Origin of the sequence: Streptomyces capitiformicae, from assembly GCF_002214185.1 — a bacterium.
In the GTDB taxonomy this organism is placed as follows: domain Bacteria; phylum Actinomycetota; class Actinomycetes; order Streptomycetales; family Streptomycetaceae; genus Streptomyces; species Streptomyces capitiformicae.
Map to the genome: position 1 here is coordinate 9,145,530 of NZ_CP022161.1, position 21,537 is coordinate 9,167,066.

The following is a 21,537-nucleotide window of genomic DNA, read 5'->3' on the forward strand; positions in this document are numbered from 1 at the left end:
CCTCATGTGAGACATAAACGTCTCATGTGAGGCGCACAACTATCACAGCCGTCGTCCTTCACGGTGTTGGTCAGTGCCAGGGCAGCTGTCCGCGCCGGTCCCAGTAAGCGCCCGGTTCCTCCACGAGTGCGGTAAGCCGGGTCAGCTGGTCCTCGTTCAGGTCCACGACGGCCGCGTGCAGGTTGGAGGCGAGCTGGGTGATCGTCGCGGCGCCGGAGAGGACGACGCCGGCCCAGGGTTGGCGCAGGACGAGGGCCAGGGCGACCGCGTCGCAGCCGAGGCCCGTCTCCTCGGCCACGGCCTTGAGCTGGTCCGGGGCGTACGGGTCCGCGAGGCGGCCGTTGGCCATGGCCTCCTTGACGATCACGGTGAGGCCGGCGTCGTGCGCCTCGGTGAGCGCGGGGGCCGCTGAGGTCTCCAGGGCGTTGAACGTCGACTGGACGGTACGGAAGAGGGGTTCGCCGTCGACCGTCACGGCGAGGGCGGCGCGGATGGCGTCGGCCTGCGCCGGGCCGCTCGTGGAGAAGCCGATCGTGACGCCCTCGGCGGCCGCCTCCGCCAGCTTCGCGTGGAGTTCCTTGTCGGTGAGTGCCGGGCTGTCCGGGGTCACCGAGTGGATCTGGTAGAGGTCCAGACGGTCGCCGAGCAGCTCGGTGCTCTCGGCGCGCTGGCGTTCGTACGCCTGGACGCTGTGGTCCTTGACCTCGTGCCGTTCGGCGTCGGTGGTCCAGTCGGCGGTGTAGGTGTAGCCCCATTTGCTGCCGACGACGATGTCGTCGATGTCCGGGCGTGCCTTCAGCCAGGCGGCGAGGAATTCCTCCGAGCGGCCGTACGAGCGGGCCGCGTCGAAGTAGCGGACGCCCTGGGCGTAGGCGGCGTCGAGGAGTTCGTGGGTGCGGGTGCGCAGCGATTCGACGCTGCGGTCTTCTCCGAGGTCGTGGTCTCGGCCGAGGTTGATGTAGCCGGGGCGGCCGACTGCGGCGAGACCGAGGCCGATGTGGCAGGTGGGGGTCGTCGCTGTGGCGAGGCGGGCGAAGGGCATCGCGGGCTCCGGTGGGGTCGGCTCCGGTAGGGCTGATGACCAACGTAACGCGCGGCGACGTTCATATGCCGTTTTCTCGTCCCCGCCGCCCCTACCCTTCCCATCCCCAGGGGCTGCCGCCCTTTCGACCCCGCCCCGCCTTCGAACTCGGTCCAGACGGTTCGTTGGCGGGTGCGGGTTCGTCGTGGCTTGTCGCGCAGTTCCCCGCGCCCCTGAAGACCCCGGGCACGCCCGAGATGGGAGGCGTTACTTCCTCTTCGCCTCAGCCCACTCGTGCTGGTACGCCACATCCGCCTTCACCTCGGCCAGCTGTACGGCCACCGCGCTCGGCGCCGTGCCCCCGCGTCCGTTGCGGGACGCGAGCGCGCCTGGGACGTTCAGGACCGTGCGGACCTCGGGGGTGAGGTGGGTGGAGATCTTGGCGAACTGGTCGTCCGTCAGGTCGTTCAGTTCCTTGCCCTCGGCCTCGGCGGCCTTCACGCACTCGCCCGCCACCTCGTGGGCCACACGGAACGGGACGCCCTGCTTGACCAGCCACTCGGCGATGTCGGTGGCGAGGGAGAAGCCGGCGGGGGCCAGTTCCTCCATGCGCTCGCGGTGGACAGTGAGGGTGGCCATCATGCCGGTGAAGGCCGGGAGCAGGACCTCCAGCTGGTCGATGGAGTCGAAGACCGGCTCCTTGTCCTCCTGGAGGTCGCGGTTGTAGGCGAGGGGGAGGGCTTTCAGGGTGGCCATCAGGCCGGTCAGGTTGCCGATGAGGCGGCCGGACTTGCCGCGCGCCAGCTCCGCGATGTCCGGGTTCTTCTTCTGCGGCATGATCGACGAGCCCGTCGAGAACGCGTCGTGCAGGGTCACGAAGGAGAACTCCTTCGTGTTCCAGATGATGATCTCCTCGGCGATCCGGGAGAGGTTCACGCCGATCATCGCGGTGATGAAGGCGAACTCGGCGACGAAGTCGCGGGAGGCCGTGCCGTCGATGGAGTTCGCGGAGCTGCCGTGCTCGAAGCCGAGGTCCTTCGCCACCGCCTCCGGGTCCAGGCCCAGGGAGGAGCCCGCCAGGGCGCCCGAGCCGTACGGGGAGACCGCCGTGCGCTCGTCCCACTGGCGCAGGCGCTCGGCGTCCCGGGACAGGGACTGGACGTGGGCCAGGACGTGGTGGGCGAAGAGGACCGGCTGGGCGTGCTGGAGGTGGGTGCGGCCGGGCATCGCCACATCCGGGTGGGCCTCGGCGAGGCCGATCAGCGCGTCCTGGAGTTCGGCGATCAGGCCGCCGATCGTGCGGGCGTGGTCGCGCAGGTACATCCGGAAGAGGGTCGCGACCTGGTCGTTGCGGGACCGGCCGGCACGCAGCTTGCCGCCCAGGTCCGGGCCGAGGCGCTCCAGGAGGCCGCGCTCCAGGGCGGTGTGCACGTCCTCGTCGGCGATGGTGCCCACGAAGGAACCGTCGGCGACATCCGCTTCGAGCTGGTCCAGGCCCGCGATCATCCGGGTCAGCTCGTCCTCGGTGAGCAGGCCCGCCTTGTGCAACACGCGCGCGTGGGCGCGGGAGCCCGCGATGTCGTACGGCGCCAGCCGCCAGTCGAAGTGGACGGACGCGGACAGCTTCGCCAGGGCCTCGGCGGGACCGTCGGCGAAACGACCGCCCCAGAGCCGTACGTCACCGCTGTTGCTGCTCACTTGCGTTGCTCCTAGAGAGGGTGTGGTTGTGACCGCAGACTGTATCGACGCTATGACAAGTCCCGCTTGGCCGCGATCTTCGACGACAGGCTGTAAAGGTCGATGAAGCCCTTGGCCGCCGTCTGGTCGAACGTGTCACCGGTGTCGTACGTCGCCAGGTTGAAGTCGTACAGCGACGAGGCCGAGCGGCGGCCGGTGACGACCGCGCGGCCGCCGTGCAGGGTCATGCGGATGTCGCCGGAGACATGCTCGTTGGCCTCGTTGATGAATCCGTCGAGGGCGCGCTTGAGCGGGGAGAACCACTGGCCGTCGTAGACGAGTTCGCCCCAGCGCTGCTCGACCTGGCGCTTGTAGCGGGCGAGTTCGCGCTCGACGGTGACGTTCTCCAGCTCCTGGTGGGCCGTGATGAGGGCGATCGCGCCCGGGGCCTCGTACACCTCGCGGGACTTGATGCCGACGAGGCGGTCCTCGACCATGTCGATCCGGCCGACGCCCTGGGCGCCCGCGCGCTTGTTGAGCTGCTGGACGGCCTGGAGGACGGTGACGGGCTTGCCGTCGACGGCGACGGGGGCGCCCTGCTCGAAGGTGATGATCACCTCGTCGGGGTCCCGCTGGACGGCCGGGTTCCGGGTGTACTCGTAGATGTCCTCGATCGGGCCGTTCCAGATGTCCTCCAGGAAGCCCGTCTCGACGGCGCGTCCGAAGACGTTCTGGTCGATGGAGTACGGGGACTTCTTGGTGGTCGCGATCGGGAGCTTCTTCGCCTCGCAGAACGCGATGGCCTTGTCGCGGGTCATCGCGTAGTCGCGGACCGGGGCGATGCACTTGAGGTCGGGGGCGAGGGCGACGATGCCGGCCTCGAAGCGGACCTGGTCGTTGCCCTTGCCGGTGCAGCCGTGGGCGACGGTCGTGGCGCCGTGCTTCCGCGCGGCGGAGACCAGGTGCTTGACGATCGTCGGCCGGGAAAGCGCGGAGACCAGCGGATAGCGGTCCATGTAGAGGGCGTTGGCCTTGATCGCCGGGAGGCAGTACTCGTCGGCGAACTCGTCCCGCGCGTCGGCGACCTCGGCCTCGACCGCGCCGCAGGCGAGGGCGCGCTTGCGGATGACGTCCAGGTCCTCGCCTCCCTGGCCGACGTCCACCGCGACCGCGATGACCTCGGCTCCCGTCTCCTCCGCGATCCAGCCGATGGCGACGGAGGTGTCCAGACCGCCCGAGTAGGCGAGTACTACGCGCTCGGTCACGGGGTTCTCCTCACACTGCGATCACTGACATGCATGAGTATGCAATGCTCTGCATGATTCGTCAATCTGAGAGAAGTTTGAGAGATCCCGAGAAAAGTTTGAACAAACGAAACCGCTTACTCGTAACTCTCCCCGAACGCAGGCGCCGCGTTTGTAAACACCGACCACCATCCGACCCTAGTGAGGCATCCGCATGTCCAGGGCTCTTCCGAAGTACAACAAGCGTCGCGTAGGGATCATCGGCGGCGCCGCCGCGGTCGTGCTCTCCGGAGCGGTCATCGCCGGTTCCGCCCTCGCCGGGGAAGGCGCCAACAACAACGGTCAGGACGCTGCCGCGAACGCCTCGCCCGGCACCATCTCCTGCCCCGCGGTCGAGGGGAGCCTGCCGGAGATCCCCGCCTCGGCGCAGGCTGAGGTCACCCGCAACCTCGCGCAGCTCCAGACCCAGATCCAGGAAGCCAACCAGCGCCTGATCGACACCGTCGGCCAGGGCGGCCCCAACTTCGTCCAGAACGCCATCCTCGGCCCGCTGGAGGACAAGCGCGTCGCCGCGCTCAACCGCATCGAGACCGCCATCGGCCGCGCCGCCGCCAAGCCCGAGGGCCTCGAAGCCCTCGCCCCCTGCGAGCTCGTCCAGGGCGGCGCGGCGGGCGCCGGTGAAGAGGCGGGCGCCGGAGCGGGCGAGGGGGCCACCGCGGCGCCGAGCGAGCCCGCGGCCGGCGAGGAAGCGGGCGCGGGCGCCGGGGCCGGAGCCGGTGCGGAGGCCGGCGCGGGTGACGCCGCCGAGGACGCGGGCAACGCCGGCGCCGCGGGCACCATCTCCTGCCCGGAGGTCGAGAACCGGCTCCCGGCGATCCCGGCGTCCGCGCAGGCCGAGGTCGACCGCAACCTGGCCCAGCTCGACACGCAGATCCAGGAGGCCAACCAGCGCCTGATCGACACCGTCGGCCAGGGCGGCCCCAACTTCGTCCAGAACGCCATCCTCGGCCCGCTGGAGGACAAGCGCGTCGCCGCGCTCAACCGCATCGAGACCGCCATCGGCCGCGCCGCCGCCAAGCCGGAAGGCCTGGAGGCTCTCGCCCCCTGCGAGCTCAACCAGTAAGCCACCGCAAGCCACCGGCACCCCTGGTGACGTGTGACCTCCTGCGCTCCGCGTGAGCGACAGGGGCCGTGGCCGCCCCGCGCGCCGGCCGGGGTGGCCACGGAAACCTGGTTCCGGGTGGATCCCAGCGATGGGGTCCACCCGGAATGCGTATGTCCAGAACGGGCATGTCTCGGACCCGCCCGCCCCGATTCCCCAGATCCAATTTCCTTAGACAGGCGAAGCGTTTCCGTCGATAATCGTTAGCCATGGGAAAGACTTACGAGCGCATCGACGGCCGCCTGCGGACGTTCATCGAGGCCCAGCCTCTCTTCTTCACCGCCTCGGCCCCTCTCGCCGCCGACGGCACGGTCAACGTCTCCCCCAAGGGCCTCAAGGGGTCCTTCGTGATCCTCGACGAACTGACCGTCGCCTACCTCGACTTCGCCGGGTCCCACTCCGAGACCATCGCGCACCTGCGCGAGAACGGCCGTATCACCCTCATGTGGTGCGCCTTCCAGGGCCCGCCCAACATCGTGCGCGTGCACGGCAAGGGCGAGGCCGTCTTCCGCGACGACCCGCGCTTCAAGGAACTCCTCGCCCGTTTCCCGGACATCGATCCGACCCCGCACGGCCTGCGCGCCATCATCGTGGTACGGGCCGAGGTCATCCGCGACAGCTGCGGCTACGCGGTGCCGTTCATGGCCTACGAGGAGGACCGCGACCTGCACGGCCGGCGCTTCGCGCGCGAGGACGACGACTCGCTCAGCGCGTACTTCCAGTCCAAGGAGCACATAGCGACCAGCATGGACGGACTGCCCGGGCTGCCGTTGCCGCTGCCGCCCTCCACCAAACCCTGAGAAGTTCCTGTGTCCTACCCAGTTGAACACACGGCACTCCCAGCACGTACGTGTGGGCCAAGGGTCCAGCCCACCACGGAGGAACCGTGTCCACGATCGCCGGAGGTCGCGCCGCGCGGCGCCAGACGATGCGCCGCATCCGACCTCGCCGCTCCCCCGCCGTCCCCCTGCTGATTCTCTTCTGGGGCGGCGCCGCCGCGGTGGTGTGGTTGTGGTGGGACAACACACCCTCCATCGCGGACCAGGGCAGCAAGATGGTCAACGCCGGCCGGATCACGGGTCTGCTCGGCGGGTACCTGATGGCGCTGGTCGTGCTGCAGATGGCGCGGGTACCCGCGCTGGAACGCCGGGTCGGCTCCGACCGGGTGGCCCGCTGGCACGCGATGACCGGCCGCTACACGCTCTGCCTGGTCGTCGCGCACGTCGTCCTCACGATGTACGGGTACGCGCTGCAGGCCGGGCTCACCCACACGGCGATCCTCCAGCAGACGATCGACTCGATCAACCAGCTCCCGGACATGGGCAAGGCCGCCATCGGCACCGGTCTGCTGGTGTTCATCGGGCTGATCTCGATCGGTCCGGTGCGCAAGCGGATCCCCTACGACCTCTGGTACCACACGCATCTGCTGACGTACGCGGCGACGTTCCTGACGTTCTGGCACCAGATCTCCACCGGCAACGAGTTCGCCGTCACGCCCGCCGCGAAGACCGGCTGGTACGCGCTGTACGGGTCGGTGACCGCGCTGGTGGTCTGGTACCGCATCATCACCCCGATCCGGCTCAACGTGCGGCACCGGCTGCGGGTCGAGGCGGTCATCGAGGAGTCGCCCGGCATCGTCTCGGTGCTGATGAGCGGGCGCAAGCTGCACCGGATGGGCGCGGAGGCCGGACAGTTCTTCCGCTGGCGCTTCCTGGCGCCGGGCATGCGGTTCAGCTCGCACCCGTACTCGCTGTCGGCGGCCCCCCGCCCCAACATGCTGCGCATCACGGTCAAGGCGATCGGCGACCACAGCTCGGCGCTGCGCGATCTGGAGCCCGGCACCCGGGTGTGGGCCGAGGGCCCGTACGGGGCGCTCACGGCCGGCAAGCGCAGCCGGGGCAAGGTGCTGCTGGTGGCCGGCGGCGTCGGCATCACACCGATGAGAGCCCTGTTCGAGACACTGCCCGGCGCGGCCGGTGACCTGACCCTGCTCTACCGGGCCAACAGCACCCAGGACCTGGCCCTGTGGGACGAGCTCGCGCAGATCGCCGAGGAGCGGGGGGCGCGCCTGATGTACGCGGTGAACAGCCCGGAGGGCGAGCGCCCGGACATCTCGGCGGACAGCCTGCGCCGCAAGATCCCGGACATCGAGCGCCACGACGTCTTCCTGTGCGGGCCGCCCGGCTTCGCCCAGGGCGTGTACGAGGCGCTGCGCGGCGCGGGTGTGCCGACCCGCCGTATCCATCACGAGTCGTTCGAGATGTGAGCGACGGGTTCCCTCGGCACCGGTCGCCTCGGCACCGGTCGCCTCAACAAAAGTTCCCTCGCCCGCGGGTCCGACCGACTTCCGCCACTCACCCCACCCACTTGTGCCATGGGGCTCCCCTGCGGGGTTGCCCTGCCGAGACTTCACACTTCAGGAGCTGAAGGAGCGATGAAGAAGAGCCACCCCATCCGGCGGACCCTGCTCGCCACCGCCGCCACGGTGTCCGGCATCGTGCTGCTGCTGTCGCTGAAGCCCGCCTCGGATCCGGCCGGTTCGGTCCAGGCCGGAGCCGCTCCTTCGGCACAGGGCGGTGCGGGGGCGGCGGCCGGCGCGCAGACCCTGACGGGTACGGCCGTCCAGACCGACTACGGCCCCGTCCAGGTCCGTATCACCGTCAACGGCGGCAAGATCACCCATGTCGGCACGGACCCGGCGGAGTGCTGTGCCAGGCATCTGGTCCGGCTTGAGTCGGCAGGACAGACCTCGGGTTCGTGGCGGCCGTCGGCACGGACCCGGCGGAGTGCTGTGCCAGGCACCTGGCACCGGCAGGACAGACCCCCGGCGTGCCGTCCACCGGCACACCCGCTCCCCGCACCACGTACCCCCGCGCTGGAATTGAGCCCATCCGGCGCGGCCCGCAGGAGGACCAACCGATGAGCATCCACACCCCGGAGCCGACAGCGGACGCGTCCGGCGCGTACGACGACGACATCCGGCTCCACTTCGAAGCACAGCGCCTTTACAGTCGCGAGGCGCAACTCCTCGACCAGCACCGCTACGCGGACTGGCTGGAGCTGTTCACCGAAGATCTCCACTACTGGGCGCCGGTGCGCACGAACCGGCTGCGCCGCCAGCAGGCCCTGGCAGACGGGGCGCCCGGCGAGGTGGCGATCTTCGACGAGACGAAGGCGAGCCTGGCCTGGCGGATACGCCGGTTCGACTCCGGCATGGCCTGGGCCGAGGACCCGCCGTCGCGGACCCGGCACCTGATCACCAACGTCATGGTCCGCGCGGCCGACGAACCGGGGGAGTACATCGCCGAGTCGGCCTTCCTCTGCTACCGCAACCGCCTGGAACGCGAGGTCGACCTCTACGCGGGCGGCCGCACCGACCTGTTGCGCCGCGCCCCGGACGACGGGCGCCTGCTGATCGCCCGCCGCACGATCCTGCTCGACCAGAACGTCCTGCTCGCCAAGAACATCAGCACCTTCCTGTGAACCGGAGAACCCACGTGTCCCCTACCCAGACCGAAGAACCCAAGCTGGTCGAGCACCTGGTGCACACCCCGCTCGGGGAGATCGCGGTCAGCGAGAGCGGCGCCGGCCCGGCGCTCGTCATGCTGCACGGCGGCGGCCCCGGCGCGAGCGCGGTCGCCAACTACCACCAGAACCTGCCCGCGCTGACCCGGCACTTCCGGGTGATCCTCCCCGACCAGCCCGGCTTCGGCGGCAGTTACCGGCCCACCGAGGAGGACCTGGACGCCCGCAGCATCACCGAGATCACCGTCGACGCGCTGGTGCGGACCCTGGACGCGCTCGGCATCGACACGTTCCACCTGCTGGGCAACAGCCTCGGCGGCGCCGCTGCCATCGCCACCGCACTCAAGGTCCCGGACCGGGTGGAGAAGCTCGTCCTCATGGCACCCGGCGGCGGCTGGCTCCCCTTCGGCCCCACCCCCACCGAGGGTCAGAAGGCGATGTTCCGCTACTACAACGGCGAGGGCCCGACGCTGAAGAAGATGCGGGACTTCATCGGTGTGATGACCGCCGAGCCGCGCCGCTGGGCGGACACCGCGCAGGCCCGCTACGAGGCGTCTCTCGACGAATCCCACATCGCCTTCTACCACCGCTACAACGCGGCCTTCGCGAAACGGCACGGCATGGACCCGCTCTGGCAGCAGGTCCACCGGATCAAGGCGCCCACCCTCTTGCTCTGGGGGCGCGATGACCGGACGATCACTCTGGACGGCGCGCAGCTGATGCTCAAGCAGATCCGCGACGTCCAACTGCACGTGTTCGGCGGCTGCGGCCACTGGGTGCAGTTGGAGCGGCAGGCCGAGTTCGAGCGGCTGGTCACCGACTTCTTGAAGGAGAACCGACCGTGAGCAGGGGCTGGCTGGAAGGCGACGTCGCCCTCGTCACCGGAGGAGGCTCCGGCATCGGCCGCGCCGTCGCCCTGCGCTACCTGGCCGAAGGCGCCCGTGTAGCGGTCCTGGGCCGGGGCGCCGCGCAGGTGGAGGAGGTGGTGAGCGCCGCCGGTGAACTCGGCGACCGCATCCTGCCCCTCACCGGCGACGTACGCCGTCCCGACGACATGCACCGGGCGGTCGACGCCACGGTGGAACACTTCGGCAAGCTGGACGTCCTGGTGCCCAACGCGGGCATCTGGGACTACCACCGCAGCGTCACCCGCCTGAACGGCAAGGAACTGGCCGAAGCGTTCGACGAACTCTTCGCCATCAACGTCAAGGGATACCTGCTGGCCGTCGAGGCCGCCTGGCGCGAACTGGTCACCACCCGCGGAAGTATCGTGATGACCCTGTCCAACGCCTCCTTCCACACCGACGGCGGCGGTTCCCTCTACACCGCGAGCAAGCATGCCTGCCTCGGGCTGCTGCGCCAGCTCGCCTTCGAACTCGCACCGAAGGTCAGGGTGAACGGGGTGGCCGTCGGCGGGATGCGTACCCAACTGCGCGGTCCCGCGAGCCTCGGCCTGGAGAACCGTACCCTCGCCGCGTCCTTCGCGAAGAACGAGGCCGCGGAGGCGGCCTCGGGCGAGCGGACACCGCCGTTGATCCCGCTGTATGACTCCAGCGTCGAGCCGGAGGACTTCACCGGTCCCTACGTCCTGCTGGCCTCCCGCACCGACAGCGCCACCATCACCGGCGCCGTGATCCCCGCCGACGGCGGCATCGCCGTACGCGGTTTCCGCTCACCCGCCGGCGGTTCGGGTCTGTGACCCGGCACCGGCGCACCCCCACCCCGAAGCCCTCGTAAGGAGCCGACGCCATGGCCGCCGTCGACATCAGTCCCGCTGCCGCGCTCTACAGAAGAGCTCTGTATCCCGGACCCGCCGCCGTGATCTACGAGGGCCACGAGATCTCCGCGGCCGAAATCGGCCGTACGGCACGGGAGTTCGCCGCCGGGCTGTCCGAGCACGGGCTCCGGCGCGGAGACCGCATCGCCTACCTCGGCTTCAACAGCGCGACGTTCCTGGAGACCCTGTTCGCCGCGGCCCACCTGGGCGCGGTCTTCGTCCCCCTCAACTTCCGGCTGGCCGCCGACGAGATCCGGCACATCCTGAACGACTGCGGCGCCCACACCGTGGTCGTCGAGGAGGGCCACCGCGAACTCGTCACGTCCGTGCGGGCGGACATATCCGCCCGCAGCCTGCTGCTGGTCGACACCGACCCCCATTGCCCCACCACCGGGGAGCCCGGCCCCGAGTGGACGCCGCTGTCCACGCTGCGCGGCGCACACCGCCCCGTACGCGAACCCGTGGTCCTGCACGACAGCGACCTCGCGGCCCTGATGTACACCTCCGGAACCACCGGGCGGCCCAAGGGCGTCATGCTCACCCACGGCAACCTGTGGTGGAACGCGGTCAACGTCGACGCCGTCGTGGACACCCGCGCCGACGACGTCAACCTGGCCCTCGCCCCGCTGTTCCACATCGGCGGCCTCAACGCCCTGACCCTGCGCACGCTGGTGCGCGGCGGCACCGTGATCCTGCGCCGGGGCTTCGACCCCGCCCGCTGCCTGGAGGACCTCGTCCGGTACCGGGTGAACACCTTCTTCGCCGTCCCCGCCATGTACACGGCACTCGCCCGGACGCCCGGGTTCGCCGAGGCGGACCTGAGCGCCCTGCGCTCCCCGATCGTCGCCGGTGCCCCGGTGCCACCGCAGCTGATCCGGGACTACGGCGCGATGGGCCTGCTGCTCCAGCAGGCGTGGGGGCTGACCGAGACGGCCCCGTTCGCGACCTATCTGCCGGCCCGGCTGACGCTGGAGAAGACCGGATCGGCCGGGCTCCCCATGCCGTACACCGAGATCCGGTTGATCCACCCGGTCACCGGCGTCGAGATCGACGGACCGGACACCCAGGGCGAGATCTGTGTCCGCGGACCCAACGTGGCCGCCGGCTACTGGGACAACCCGGACGCCACCCGGGCCGCGTTCGACGACCGGGGCTGGTTCCGCACCGGCGACATCGCCTACCGGGACAAGGACGGCTTCTACTACATCGTCGACCGGCTCAAGGACATGATCATCAGCGGCGGTGAGAACATCTACCCCGCGGAGGTCGAACGGGTCCTCGTGGAACACCCGGACGTCCTGGAGGCCGCCGTCGTGGGTGTGCCGGATCCCAAGTGGGGCGAGACGGTCCTTGCGGTCCTGACCTGCGCGCCCGGCGCGGAACTCACGGTCGAGGAGGTTCGCGAGTTCGCCGGCCGCCACCTGGCCCGCTACAAGCTCCCCACCGGAGTGCAGGTGGTCGAACAACTGCCGCGCAACGCCAGCGGAAAGCTGGACAAGCGCGAACTGCGGCGCTCGGTGACCGCACAGGCGACGGTCGCCACCACCGTCTGACCCCCAGCCTGTCCCACCCGGCCCCTGCACACCGGTGCGGGGGCCACCGACCACGATCCCAGGAGCGGCACGCCGTGGACCTGCTTTCCGATACCGCGCCGGTGCCCGCCGTGCCCGCCCTCGGCGGTGGCTGGGCCCTGCGGCGGATCTGCGGACCGTCCGGACGGGACGCCCACGGATATGCGGCCTCGCACAGCGACGGACCGGAGGAAGTTTTCGTGCGTGTCCAGCGTGTCTGGCAGCACCCGCTGCGAGCCGCCTACCCCATGGGCGCACACGACATCGCCGTATGGTTCGACCGGCCCGCGCCCGACCTCGCCACCGGCCTGCTGCGCGCGCTCACCCCCGCCCTGTTCGCCGCCGACCCGCGCTGCCGCCGTGTCGTCGCCGCGCCGGACGACGACGACCTGCGCACCCAGCGCGTCCTGGAGGACGGCGGCTTCCGCCGGATCGCCGAGGCGGACCTGCCCGGCGGCCCGGTCGTCCTGTTCGCCGCCGAACCCCCCGGCATCGCAGGGGTGTCCACCGCCCTCGACGACATGCCCCACTGAGCCGGTCCCCTGCCACTGCCACAGCGGGCCGGAAGCCGCGGTCCACCGCGGCTTCCGGCCCGCTGCCGCGTGCGGGCGCAGGACTCTGCGTGCTGCCCAGCGGCACATCTGCTAGGGCAGGTGGGCGGCCGCGGGCGACGGTTGACGTGTGCTTGCTGCAACCGCTATTTCCCAGAGCGCCACCGACCCGTTGTCGGGGCTGGTGCTGCGCGACGTACCCGATCCTGCCCCGCGACCCGGCTGGTCACGTGTCCGCGTGGTGGCCTCGTCGCTGAACATGCACGACCTGTGGACGCTGAAAGGAGTGGGGCACCCCCCCGACCGGCTGCCGATCGTCCTCGGCTGCGACGCGGCCGGCTACGACGACGACGGCAACGAGGTCATCGTCCACCCGGTGATCGGCGATCCCGACGCGGGCCGCGGCGACGAGACGCTCGACCCGGACCGCGCGCTGCTGTCCGAGCGCCACGACGGGGCGTTCGCGGAGTACCTGATCGTCCCCACCCGCAACCTGGTGCCGAAGCCGGCCTGGCTCTCCTTCGACGAGGCCGCCTGTCTGCCGGTCGCCTGGACCACCGCCTACCGCATGCTGTTCACCCAGGCCCGCATCGCCGCCGGTGACCGGGTGCTCGTGCAGGGCGCGGGCGGCGGCGTCGCCTCCGCCGCGATCCGGCTCGCGGTGGCCGCCGGGGCCGTCGTCTACGCCACCAGCCGCAGCGCCGACAAGCGCGCGGAGGCCGTCTCCTGGGGGGCCCGCGCCGCCGTGGCCCCCGGCGAGCGGCTCCCCGAGCGGGTGGACGTGGTGATCGAGACCGTCGGCGAGGCCACCTGGGCGCACTCGCTGAAGGCGCTGCGCCCCGGCGGCACGATCGTCATCGCCGGCGCGACCAGCGGCATGAACCCGCCCGCCGACCTCGGCCGGATCTTCTACCTCCAGCAGCGCATCCTCGGCTCGACCGGCGCCACCCGGTCCGAACACGTCGCGATGCTGCGCCTGATGGAGGCCACGGGTGTCCGTCCGGTCATCGACCGCACACTTCCGCTCACCGAGATCCACAAGGGCTTTCAGCTCATGATCGACGGTGCTCTCACCGGGAAGCTCGTCATCCACCCGTCCGGCCCGGCTCGCCCGGAAACCCGTCAGAAGTAGGGAGCGACCATGACCGCAGCAGCCGTAGGGCTGTCCCACTCACCCCTCATCGGCAAGAACGACCCCGCTCCCGACGTCCTGGCCCGCGTCGACGAAGCGGTCGAGGGCGCACGGGAGTTCATCCGCGCCTACGACCCGGAGCTGGTCGTCCTCTACGCCCCCGACCACTACAACGGCTTCTTCTACAAGGAGATGCCGCCCTTCTGCCTGGCCACCGAGGCCCACGCGGTGGGGGATTTCGGCACGTCGGCAGGCCCGTTGTCGGTCGACACCGCCGCCGCGAAGGCGCTGGGCCAGGGCGTCCTGGACCGGGGGATCGACCTCACCGTCTCGGCCCGTATGACCGTCGACCACGGCTTCGCCCAGCCCCTGGAAGTGCTCTTCGGCGGGATCGACCGGGTGCCGGTGGTGCCCGTCTTCGTCAACGGTGTGGCCACGCCGCTCGGCCCTCTCGCCCGCATCCGGGCGCTCGGCACCGCGCTCGGCGAGGCCGCCGCGGAACTCGACCGCAGGACGCTGTTCCTGGCCTCCGGCGGCCTCTCCCACGACCCTCCCGTACCCGTGCTGGACGGTGCGCCCCCCAGAGTCGCCGACGCGCTCATCGAAGGCCACCCGCCGACCCCCGAGCAGCGCGCCAAGGGCGAACAGCGGGTGGTCCGGGCGGGCCAGGAGTACGCCGCCGGCACGGCCTCGATGATCCCGATCAACCCCGCCTGGGACAACCGGCTCCTCGACCACCTGGAGAAGGGCGAACTCGCGGAGTTCGACTCCTGGACCGTGGCGGCGATGGCGGAGGAGGGCGGCGGCTCCGCCCACGAGGTCCGCGCCTGGATCGCCGCGTTCGCCTCGCTCGCGGCCACCGGGCCGTACGAGATGACCTCACGCTTCTACGAGCCGATCCCCGCGTGGATCGCCGGATTCGCCGTGACCACGGCGCAGGGACGGTGACCGACATGACAGTCGACCGGCACGCGGTCGCACAGGCCGCCGCCCGGCTGGTAGCCGCGTCGGACGAGGGCCGTCCCGTGGCCCCGGTCCGCGACCTGCTCGGCGAACAGGACATCGACGCCGCCTACGCCGTCCAGCAGGAGCTGACCCGGCGCAGGCTGGCCTCAGGCGCGGTCGTCGCCGGCCGCAAGATCGGCCTCACCTCGCCCGCCGTGCAGCGCCAACTCGGCGTCGACCAGCCGGACTTCGGCGTGCTCTTCGCCGACATGGATGTCTCGGCCGAGGCGGAGATCCCCTCCGACCGGCTGCTCCAGCCGAAGGCCGAGGCCGAGATCGCGTTCGTGCTGGGGGAAGACCTGGCCGACGGCGTACTCGACGCCGCCCGGGTCCGCGCCGCGGTGGAGTACGCCGTCGCGGCCATCGAGATCGTGGACAGCCGGGTCGCCGACTGGGACATCCGGCTCACCGACACCATCGCGGACAACGCCTCCAGCGGCCTGTACGTCCTGGCCGACCGCCGCCTCACCCTCGACGCGTTCGAGCCCCGCGAGGTCACCATGCGGATGTACGCCGAGGGCGAGCCCGTCTCCGAAGGCGCGGGCTCCGCCTGCCTCGGTGACCCGCTCAACGCGCTCGCCTGGCTGGCCCGCACCGCCCAGGCGTACGGCGACCCGCTGCGGGCCGGGCAGGTCGTCCTGTCGGGGGCGCTGGGCCCGATGGTCCCGGCACCGCCCGGAAGCCGTATCCACGCCGAGATCGGACCGCTGGGCACGGTCACCGCCGCATTCTCCGAGAAGTCCGAGAAGAGGGACGCGTGAAGAGAACCAAGGTCGCCGTCATCGGGTCCGGCAACATCGGAACCGACCTGATGATCAAGATCCTGCGCCTGTCGGACACCCTGGAGATGGGCGCCATGGTCGGCATCGACCCCGACTCCGACGGGCTTGCCCGTGCCGCCCGGCTGGGGGTGCCCACCACCCACGAGGGCGTCGACGGCCTCATCGCGCTGCCCGGCTTCGCCGACATCGACGTCGTCTTCGACGCCACCTCCGCCAAGGCGCACGTGGCCAACGCCGCCAAGCTGGCCCCGTACGGCAAGCGGCTCATCGATCTGACCCCCGCCGCGATCGGCCCGTTCGTCGTGCCGCCGGTCAACGGGGACGCCCACCTCGACGCCCCGAACGTCAACATGGTGACGTGCGGCGGCCAGGCCACCATCCCCATGGTGGCGGCCGTCTCGGCGGTGACCCCGGTCCACTACGCGGAGATCGTGGCCTCCATCGCCTCCCGGTCGGCCGGCCCCGGTACCCGGGCCAACATCGACGAGTTCACCGAGACCACCTCCCACGCCATCGAGAGCGTCGGCGGCGCGGCCCGCGGCAAGGCGATCATCGTCCTCAACCCGGCGGACCCGCCGCTGATCATGCGGGACACGGTGTTCTGCCTCATCGGGGAGGCCGACCACGACGCCGTCCGCGAGTCGATCACGGCCATGGCGGAGCGCGTCGCCCGCTACGTCCCCGGCTACCGGCTCAAGCAGGAGGTGCAGTTCACCCCGGTGGACCCCACCGAACCGGTGCGCACCCTGCTGCCGCCGGACGCCGGACCCGCCGTCACCCGGGTCTCGGTGTTCCTCGAAGTCGAGGGAGCCGCCCACTACCTGCCCGCCTACGCCGGAAACCTGGACATCATGACGTCCGCCGCTCTCCAGGTCGCCGAGTCGATCGCCCGGAGCGGCGCGTCCCTCGCGGAGGCCCGCCCATGACCCGCAAGCTGTACATCCAGGACGTCACCCTGCGTGACGGCATGCACGCCATCCGGCACCGCATCGACCCCGCCGACGTCGGCCGCATCGCCGCTGCCCTCGACGCCGCCGGCGTCGACGCGATCGAGGTCGCCCACGGCGACGGCCTGGCCGGCGGCTCCGTCAACTACGGGCCGGGCAGCCACACCGACTGGGAGTGGATCGAGGCCGCCGCCGCACACCTCACCCGGGCCACCCTCACCACCCTCCTCCTGCCCGGCATCGGCACCATCGCCGAACTGGAGCGAGCCCACGCCCTCGGCGTCCGCTCGGTGCGCATCGCCACCCACTGCACCGAGGCCGACATCTCCGCGCAGCACATCGCCAAGGCCCGCGACCTCGGCATGGACGTCTCCGGCTTCCTGATGATGAGCCACATGGCCCCCGCCGCCGAACTCGCCGCCCAGGCCCGGCTGATGGAGTCCTACGGCGCACACTGCGTGTACGTCACCGACTCCGGCGGCCGACTCACCCTCGACGGCGTACGCGAGCGGGTCCGCGCCTACCGCGACGTCCTGGACCCCTACACCGAGGTCGGCATCCACGCGCACGAGAACCTCTCCCTCTCGGTCGCCAACAGCGTGATCGCCGTACAGGAGGGCGTCACCCGGGTCGACGCCTCCCTCGCGGGCCAGGGCGCCGGCGCGGGCAACTGCCCCATCGAGGCGTTCGTCGCGGTCGCCAACCTTCAGGGCTGGAAACACGGCTGCGACCTGTTCGCCCTCCAGGACGCCGCCGACGACCTCGTACGGCCACTGCGGGACCGGCCCGTCCAGGTCGACCGGGAGACGCTCACCCTCGGCTACGCGGGCGCGTACTCCTCGTTCCTGCGCCACGCCGAGACCGCCGCCGCGCGGTACGGGGTGGACGCCCGCACGCTTCTCCTGGAGGTCGGCCGGCGCGGGCTCGTCGGCGGCCAGGAGGACATGATCGTCGACATCGCGCTCGACCTGGTGGCGGGGGAGAAGGGCTGACGGGCCGTCCGCGTGCTTCGTCCCACTCGCTGTGACGACGGACGGAGCACGCGGAAAAACATGCATATTGCAGGTGCTCGTCTCCGCACATCGCGGGCTCCGGGCCACGTGCCACGGGGCGGCACAAGAATGCGCCGACCGGTTTCAGGCCACCTACAGTCCTGCGCACAGACCCCACTGTGGCCCGGATCACTTCATGATCCGGGCCAATCGGAGGTGAGCCGCTCCATGTCCCAGACCAGCCGCGACGCAGCAGCCGTCGTCACCGTCACCGCCCCCGAACCACCGCCCGAGGCCAGGAAGGGCGCCTCACGGGTCGCCGCCGCGAGTCTCATCGGCACGACCATCGAGTACTACGACTTCGCCGTGTACGGCACGGCCGCCGCGCTCGTCCTGGGCCCGGCCTTCTTCCCGTCCGGCAGTTCCACCGTCTCGACCCTGGCGGCGTTCCTCACCTTCGCCGTCGCGTTCCTCGCCCGCCCCGTCGGCGTCGTGCTGTTCGGGACGATCGGCGACCGGCGTGGCCGCAAACAGGCCCTGGTGCTCTCCCTGGTCCTGATGGGCGTGGCCACCGTCGGGGTCGGGCTGCTGCCGACCTACGACACGGCAGGCGTCCTCGCCCCGGTGCTCCTGATCGCGCTCCGGCTCCTCCAGGGCGTGAGCATGGGCGGCGAGTGGGGCGGCGCAGTGCTCCTCGCGGCCGAGCACGCCCCACCGGGGCGCAGAGCGGTGTACGCGTCCGTCCCCCAGATAGGCCCGCTGCTGGGCTTCCTGCTCTCCAGCGCCGTCATCCTGCCCACGATCGGGATCACCGGCAGGGAGGCCTTCGCTGACTGGGCCTGGCGGGTGCCGTTCATCCTCAGCACACTGCTCATCGCCGTCGGATTCTGGGTGCGCACCCGGGTCGAGGAGTCCCCGGTGTTCGACAGGCCGGCCACGGCCCGCCCGGCCGCCCCGCGCTTTCCGCTGGGCGCCCTGGTCAGCCAGTACCCGGGGCGGCTGTTGCTCGGCATCGGTGCGGCGGTGGGCGGCTCGGCCGTCTACTACCTGGTGATCGTCTACAGCCTGTCGTACGGCCCGAAGTCGCTCGGCATCCCGCAGAACACGATGCTGGCCGCCGCCAGCGTGGCCGCCGGTGCCGCCGCGGCCGCGGTGATCCCGGTGGCCCGGCTGGCCGACCGGGTGGGCCGGCGGCCGGTGATCCTCGCCGGGGCCACCGGGTCCGCGCTGTGGGCGCTGCCCATGTTCGGCTCCCTCAACACCGGCGACGGCCTCCTCATCGGCGGCGCCTTCACGGTCGGGCTGGTCCTGCTCGTGCTGATGTTCGGTCCGATCGCGGTCTTCCTGCCCGAACTGTTCCCGGCCCGGCTGCGCTACACGGGAGCCTCGGCGGCCTTCATCCTTGCCAACACCCTCGGTGGCGGCTTCGCCCCCCTGGTGGCGACCTGGCTGAACTCCCACTGGCAGTCACCGCTCGTCCTGGGCGCCTACGCGGGCACCCTCTGTCTGGTCAGCCTGGCCTGCGTGCTCGCCCTGCCCGAGACCCGCGACAAGGAGTTCGGCCTCTGACGCCCCTCGCCGGAAGCCCTGGCGTTGTCCTTCGCGCGCCCGCCTATGGCCTCCCCCCGTGCCGCTGCTCGGCACGGGGGGATGACATAGGAGCATTCAAGGTCATTTCCTGGTAGCGGCCCGGTGGCAACGGTCCATCACCCCAGGGAAGAAGGGGACGCAGCCGGCGGCCTATCCCGCCCGACCCAGCGCCGTACGTGGACGTCTCCCCCTCGCACATTCCTCAGCCGGCCGGGACGGCCGGACGCATCAGTGACGGGAGCTCACTCATGACCGAATCACGAGAAGGGGCAGGCATGTCCGCAAGACACCGGACCGACCTGGTCCGACCGCTGCCCGAGCTGTTGCGCGGGCAGAAGAACCCCTTCGTCATGGTCGTGCCGACAGAACCGGTGGCCTCGCGCGAGGGGGGCCGCTGATGCGCACCAGGACACCGACCGCCCACCGTGTCGCCGATGGCTCTCCTGCGGCCCCGCTCCTGCTGCACCGGAGCGAGAACCCCTGGGGTGCGAGCCCCAAGGCGGTGGAAGCGGCGCGCGCTGAGCTGTTGCGCGTTCACCGCTACCCCGACCCGCGGCACACCGCGCTCATCGACGCCCTCTCCGCTCACTACCGCGTCACCACCGACAGGGTCGCCGTCGGCAACGGGGTGGACGAGATCATCATGCTGCTCGCCCTCGCGCTGCGCGACACCGGCCGCGCCGTGGTCAACGAGGCCACCTACCAGGGTTACCGGAAGACGCTGGAGGCCGTGGGCCTGCGTATCGTGCAGGTCCCCCTCGAGCACTACCGCGTGGGCCCCGCGGCGCTGAGGGAGGAGATGGGCAAGGGCGCGGCCCTCGTCTTCGTCTGTAATCCGCACAACCCCACCGGGTCCGTCCTGGACGCCGGCGCCGTGCGGAGCCTGTGCGAGACGGCTCGCGCCACGGGGTCACACATCGTCTTCGACGAGGCGTACGCGGAGTTCGCCGACGACTCCTTCACCTCGGCGCTGCCTTGGGCACGGGAGGGTGGTGGCGTCAGCGTGCTGCGGACGTTCTCCAAGGCGTACGGCCTCGCCTCGTTGCGCGTGGGTGCGCTGATCGGCTGCCCTGACGTCGTCTCTCGTATCGAGACCGTGCAGGACGCCATGCCGTACCACGTGAACCGGCTCGCGCAGGCGGCGGCCTGTGCGGCTCTGGAGGACCAGGCATTCCTGGAACAGACGAGGATTCGCACCGCCACGGCGCGCATGGCGCTGTGCAGTTGCCTGGACCGGCTCGGCATCACCTACCTGCCCTCGCAGACCAACTTCGTCACCGTGTACCTGTCTGGGAGCGCCCCCGAGGTCACCCGGCAGCTGCTCGCCGACCACGTCCACGTGCGGGACGCCACGGACATGGGCATGCCCGGCTGGATACGGATCTCGGTCGGCACCCCCTCTGATGTCCTCACCCTCGTGCGCCATCTCGAAGCCGCCCTCGCCTCCGACCACTGACGAGTCCGGCCCTGAGGGTGCGCCGGGTGGATCCGGCCCAGCGTTTGTCGACGTAGATGGAGCCAGAGCCCCAGGCCGGGGTGGTCGCGCAGTGCGCACTCGGCTTGGCGGTGCACCGCGTCGACGGCTCCGGCGTGCGTTTCAGCGTCGGTGCAGGCCGGAGTCCAGGTGGACTTCCTTGACCTGCAAGTTGTCGCGAACATGCCGATAGCGGCCCTGGCGAGCCAGGGCCGCTATCGGTAGTGGGTCGCCGTCGGCGGCCTGCGGCATGGCGGCGTCCTGGTCGGCGTCGCCGAGGTACCGGTCAATCGAAGCGGCCAGCTCGGAAGGGGAGCCGACATTGCGTCAGCGAGGGGCCCCGCCCCCCACGGGGTCGCCCTCCGAAACCTCGTCCCTCGTGCCCGTAAAGCCTGGCCGCTCTGCGCCTTCTTCGCCGTGCCTACTTCTTCCGGGCCAAGTTCAGGCCGTCGCCGATCGGAATCAGCACCTGCTCCACCCTGTCGTCATCGCGAACACGGGCGTTGTACGCGCGGATCCCCTGCACGTTGGTGGCGTTCTCCGCGGGGTCGACAACCTGCCCGTGGTGGAGGGTGTTGTCGGCGAGCAGCAGGCCACCGGGACGCATCCGCGGAACCAACTCCTCCCAGTAGTCGACGTAGTCTTCCTTTTCGGCGTCGATGAAAGCGAGGTCGAACTGCGGCTCCGCCGGCAGCACACGCAGCGTGTCCAGCGCCGGTCCGAGTTTGAGTGTGATCGTGTCGTCCAACTCGGCACGCTTCCAGTACCGTTGGGCGACCGAGGTCCACTCCTCGCTGATGTCGCACGCCAACAGTGTGCCGCCGGGCCGTAGACCGCGGGCCAGGCAGATGGCCGAGTAGCCGGTGAAGCTGCCGATCTCCACCGCGTGCTTGGCCCCTGCGATCTGGGCGAGGAGCGTCATGAACGTCCCCTGCTCGGGGCCGATCTGCATGAAATTGTCCTCGGGAAAGAGTTGCTCGGTTTCGGCCGCGAGGTCGCGCAGGATCTCGTCCGGCGCGGTGCTGTGCGCCGCCACGTACTCCTGGAGCTTCGGGATGAGGGCTTCCGTTGTCCGCGTCATGCGCTC

Annotated in this window: 21 protein-coding genes; 17 read left to right on the forward strand and 4 right to left on the reverse strand. The window is 70.7% G+C overall.

Annotated elements, in window-relative coordinates:
* Positions 1-70: 70 nt before the first annotated feature.
* From CES90_RS41050 to CES90_RS41060, 3 genes are all read right to left on the reverse strand, one after another.
* Positions 71-1,042 (reverse strand): aldo/keto reductase, encoded by a 972-nt coding sequence (locus CES90_RS41050; RefSeq protein ID WP_189785944.1) that lies wholly within the window; start codon positions 1,040-1,042, stop codon positions 71-73.
* Between the two features lie 246 nt (positions 1,043-1,288).
* Complete coding sequence (gene argH, locus CES90_RS41055) at positions 1,289-2,719, reverse strand: argininosuccinate lyase (RefSeq protein WP_189785943.1); 1,431 nt, start codon at positions 2,717-2,719, stop codon at positions 1,289-1,291.
* A 50-nt stretch (positions 2,720-2,769) separates the two neighbouring features.
* Positions 2,770-3,963 (reverse strand): argininosuccinate synthase, encoded by a 1,194-nt coding sequence (locus CES90_RS41060; RefSeq protein WP_189785942.1) that lies wholly within the window; start codon positions 3,961-3,963, stop codon positions 2,770-2,772.
* Positions 3,964-4,156: 193 nt separating this feature from the next.
* On the opposite strand from CES90_RS41060, the gene CES90_RS41065 reads away from it, so the two are divergent.
* The 17 genes from CES90_RS41065 to CES90_RS41140 all read left to right on the forward strand — a co-directional run bounded on the left by CES90_RS41065 (position 4,157) and on the right by CES90_RS41140 (position 20,432).
* Positions 4,157-5,065 carry a hypothetical protein gene (locus CES90_RS41065; protein WP_189785941.1) on the forward strand — a complete coding sequence of 303 codons (909 nt, stop codon included), beginning with the start codon at positions 4,157-4,159 and terminating at the stop codon, positions 5,063-5,065.
* A gap of 248 nt (positions 5,066-5,313) precedes the next feature.
* Positions 5,314-5,904 (forward strand): pyridoxamine 5'-phosphate oxidase family protein, encoded by a 591-nt coding sequence (locus tag CES90_RS41070; RefSeq protein WP_189785940.1) that lies wholly within the window; start codon positions 5,314-5,316, stop codon positions 5,902-5,904.
* Between the two features lie 128 nt (positions 5,905-6,032).
* The gene (locus CES90_RS41075; protein ID WP_189785979.1) at positions 6,033-7,370 is read left to right on the forward strand and encodes a ferredoxin reductase family protein; all 1,338 of its coding nucleotides are present in this window, start codon (positions 6,033-6,035) and stop codon (positions 7,368-7,370) included.
* Positions 7,371-7,538: 168 nt separating this feature from the next.
* On the forward strand, positions 7,539-8,027 hold the full coding sequence (locus CES90_RS50555) for a hypothetical protein (protein WP_232791362.1): 489 nt from the start codon (positions 7,539-7,541) through the stop codon (positions 8,025-8,027).
* Positions 8,024-8,587, forward strand: coding sequence for a 3-phenylpropionate/cinnamic acid dioxygenase subunit beta (locus CES90_RS41085; protein ID WP_208921576.1), 564 nt, complete (start codon positions 8,024-8,026; stop codon positions 8,585-8,587). Before CES90_RS50555 ends, CES90_RS41085 begins: the two co-directional genes overlap by 4 nt.
* 14 nt (positions 8,588-8,601) lie before the next feature.
* The gene (locus CES90_RS41090) at positions 8,602-9,474 is read left to right on the forward strand and encodes an alpha/beta fold hydrolase (protein ID WP_189788165.1); all 873 of its coding nucleotides are present in this window, start codon (positions 8,602-8,604) and stop codon (positions 9,472-9,474) included.
* Positions 9,471-10,328, forward strand: a complete 858-nt coding sequence (locus tag CES90_RS41095; RefSeq protein WP_189788164.1) for an SDR family NAD(P)-dependent oxidoreductase — start codon at positions 9,471-9,473, stop codon at positions 10,326-10,328. Before CES90_RS41090 ends, CES90_RS41095 begins: the two co-directional genes overlap by 4 nt.
* Before the next feature lie 50 nt (positions 10,329-10,378).
* Positions 10,379-11,959, forward strand: coding sequence for an acyl-CoA synthetase (locus CES90_RS41100; protein WP_189788163.1), 1,581 nt, complete (start codon positions 10,379-10,381; stop codon positions 11,957-11,959).
* Positions 11,960-12,033: 74 nt separating this feature from the next.
* Complete coding sequence (locus CES90_RS41105; protein ID WP_189788162.1) at positions 12,034-12,510, forward strand: GNAT family N-acetyltransferase; 477 nt, start codon at positions 12,034-12,036, stop codon at positions 12,508-12,510.
* 148 nt (positions 12,511-12,658) lie between these two features.
* Entirely contained in the window at positions 12,659-13,660 is a 1,002-nt protein-coding gene (locus CES90_RS41110) for a zinc-binding dehydrogenase (protein WP_189788161.1), read from the forward strand.
* A 9-nt stretch (positions 13,661-13,669) separates the two neighbouring features.
* Positions 13,670-14,608, forward strand: coding sequence for a 3-carboxyethylcatechol 2,3-dioxygenase (locus CES90_RS41115; protein ID WP_189788160.1), 939 nt, complete (start codon positions 13,670-13,672; stop codon positions 14,606-14,608).
* Between the two features lie 5 nt (positions 14,609-14,613).
* The gene (locus CES90_RS41120; protein WP_269801976.1) at positions 14,614-15,426 is read left to right on the forward strand and encodes a 2-keto-4-pentenoate hydratase; all 813 of its coding nucleotides are present in this window, start codon (positions 14,614-14,616) and stop codon (positions 15,424-15,426) included.
* Positions 15,423-16,373: an acetaldehyde dehydrogenase (acetylating) gene (locus tag CES90_RS41125; RefSeq protein WP_189788158.1), complete on the forward strand. Its 951-nt coding sequence runs from the start codon at positions 15,423-15,425 to the stop codon at positions 16,371-16,373. Before CES90_RS41120 ends, CES90_RS41125 begins: the two co-directional genes overlap by 4 nt.
* A complete protein-coding gene (gene dmpG / locus CES90_RS41130; protein WP_189788157.1) occupies positions 16,370-17,386 on the forward strand; it encodes a 4-hydroxy-2-oxovalerate aldolase in 1,017 nt (338 codons plus the stop codon). Before CES90_RS41125 ends, dmpG begins: the two co-directional genes overlap by 4 nt.
* A gap of 228 nt (positions 17,387-17,614) precedes the next feature.
* Complete coding sequence (locus CES90_RS41135; RefSeq protein ID WP_189788156.1) at positions 17,615-18,955, forward strand: MFS transporter; 1,341 nt, start codon at positions 17,615-17,617, stop codon at positions 18,953-18,955.
* Positions 18,956-19,251: 296 nt separating this feature from the next.
* Positions 19,252-19,374, forward strand: coding sequence for a hypothetical protein (locus tag CES90_RS51445; protein ID WP_268257074.1), 123 nt, complete (start codon positions 19,252-19,254; stop codon positions 19,372-19,374).
* On the forward strand, positions 19,374-20,432 hold the full coding sequence (locus CES90_RS41140; RefSeq protein ID WP_189788155.1) for a pyridoxal phosphate-dependent aminotransferase: 1,059 nt from the start codon (positions 19,374-19,376) through the stop codon (positions 20,430-20,432). Before CES90_RS51445 ends, CES90_RS41140 begins: the two co-directional genes overlap by 1 nt.
* 439 nt (positions 20,433-20,871) lie before the next feature.
* Here CES90_RS41140 and CES90_RS41145 read toward each other — a convergent pair whose 3' ends face one another.
* Positions 20,872-21,531, reverse strand: a complete 660-nt coding sequence (locus CES90_RS41145; RefSeq protein ID WP_189788154.1) for an O-methyltransferase — start codon at positions 21,529-21,531, stop codon at positions 20,872-20,874.
* Positions 21,532-21,537: the final 6 nt, after the last annotated feature.